Annotated in this window: 1 protein-coding gene; it reads left to right on the top strand. The window is 26.3% G+C overall.

The features are described 5' to 3' along the window. Window positions 1-840: 840 nt before the first annotated feature. Entirely contained in the window at window positions 841-2,421 is a 1,581-nt protein-coding gene (locus KGF39_RS19210) for an NAD(P)H-hydrate dehydratase (RefSeq protein WP_227823543.1), read from the top strand. Window positions 2,422-2,454 lie beyond the last annotated feature (33 nt).

Here is a 2,454-nt window from a genome sequence, read left to right as displayed (position 1 = left end):
TTACAGATATAATACCTGACATAAATAAAACACCCCTTTGAAAATATTTTAAAATAATTTTTTTAATTTAATTTTAAAAATGAATCTTGATATAAAAAAGCCACACAGTATATATAACTGTATGGCAAAAACACGAATAAGCCACACAGTATAATCCATGTGGCTCTATATTATGATGATAAAATAAAAACTTTAACAACAATTACTATAGCCAACATAGATACAATCCTTAAAAATCATAATCCTAAGGGGTTTGTATCTATGTCATGACAATTTGTCTTAACTTAGCTACAAACCCTAACTAAATTGGCTACTAAAAAATCGTACTTGTTTGTTTAATAAAGTCTTCATGTTTACCTCTCCTTTTAATTTAATAATTTTGAAAATTTTGTTTTCCGTTTTGTATAGTAATTAGTTTAATACAGTAAAAAATAAAAGTCAACTATAAATTTTGAAAAATTATCAAATTATCAGAAAATTGGATTTAAATAAAAAAAATTTTATGTGCAGAATACAGTAGTATTCTTAATTATTGTTTTTTAAATAAAAATAAAAAATATAGATAAGTTACAAAAGATAGTAAAAAATAAAGAAATATTGAGATACTTAGTGTAAATAGGCTTTAAAGCAACATAATAACTCAAATTATATGGTATAATAAATTAAATAATTATTTTAATTCAAAATTTTTTGTTATTTTAAATTGTTTTAAAAAACTTTAGTTTTAGTAATTCTATTATTTAGTGATTCTATTATGATATTTATGAGATTAGAAAGACTTCAATAGATATTTATTTGTAAATATTTAAGAAGTCTTTAACTTTATAGGAGTGATAATTTATGCTAATAGGTACATCTAAATTAAGTAGGAATGTCGATACTTCATGTGTAGAAGAATTAGGTATTCCAATGATTGTATTAATGGAAAATGCAGTTATATCTGCAATGAAAAATATGGATATAGAGATATATAATAGTTATACAGTTGTATGTGGTGTTGGAAATAATGGTGGAGATGGTCTTGGAATAGCGAGGCATTTAAGTACAAAGGGAAAAGAAGTAGACATATTTTTAGTAGGTAATCTTGAAAAACTAAGTGAATGTTCTAAAATAAACTACAATGTACTTTTAAATATGGGAATTAATATTATAAATATTAATAAAAATGATTTAAGTGAAAAAAATGCTGGTGATGAAAATGAAGTAGATAAAATTATTAAGGTCGAGAAACAAAATATTATAAAAAATAAAAATTTAACAATTTTTAAAGATAGAGTATCCAAAAGTGATGTTGTAGTAGATGCTATATTTGGGACTGGATTAAAACGTGATATAACTGGCATTTTTAAAGAAGTTATTGATATAGTAAATGATAACAGTAAAAATACATATTCTATAGATATTCCTTCAGGTATAGATAGTGATAAGGGAAATGTATTAGGAACTTGTATTAGAGCAAACAAAACGATTAGCTTTGAGTTTTATAAAAGAGGTTTTTTGAACTATGATACTAGTTCACTCATAGGTGATGTAGTTGTAGAAAAGATAGGTGTTCCAGATTTTATTACAAGAAAATACCATGATGATGAGTTCATAACTGATGAGAGTTTTGTAAAAAATAATATTAGAAAAAGAGATATACATGGTTTTAAAAGTGATTTTGGGAAAGTATCTATAGTTGCAGGTTCAAAAGGATTTTATGGTGCAAGTTTCATAGCAACTGAATCTGCTGTTAAGAGTGGAAGTGGACTTGTAACGTTAATTAGTAGTGAAGATGTGCAAGAAAAGGTATCTATTAGGCTTACAGAAGCAATGACCTTAAATTTTGAAGATGAAAGATTAAATAAATTAATTAGTTCTAGTGATGCAATTGGTTTTGGTCCAGGAATGGGAGATAATCATCAGACATTTGATAAATTACTTAAAATAGTAGAAAATTCTAATTGCCCTATTGTATTAGACGCTGATGGATTAAATGTTATGAAGGATAGATGCTATAAGTTTTTAGAATGGAAAAATAGATTTGTAATTACACCTCATCTGGGAGAAATGGCAAGGTTGACAGGAGATTCAATTGGGTATATAAGGGAACATAGAGTAGATGTTGCAAAAGAATTTGCTCAAAAATATAATGTAGTTGTACTTTTAAAAGGTTATCAAACTGTCATAACAGATGGTAAAAAAACATATATAAATCCTACAGGAAACAGTTGTATGGCAACTGGTGGAATGGGTGATTGTTTGCTTGGCATTATTACTTCCTTTATAGGTCAAGGTATGGATGTATTGGAAGCTACAGTTAGTGGAGCATATATACATGGTTATATAGGAGATAAATTGAGTAACACAATGTATACAGTAAATGCCACAGATTTAATAAGTAACATTTCGTTAACAATGAAAGAGTTGTTGGATATATAATTGATTAAAAAATAGCTACGCACACTTGTGACT

Source organism: Clostridioides sp. ZZV14-6345, from assembly GCF_020657775.1.
Lineage (GTDB): Bacteria > Bacillota > Clostridia > Peptostreptococcales > Peptostreptococcaceae > Clostridioides > Clostridioides difficile_D.
This window is presented reverse-complemented; position numbering and strand designations above follow the sequence as displayed.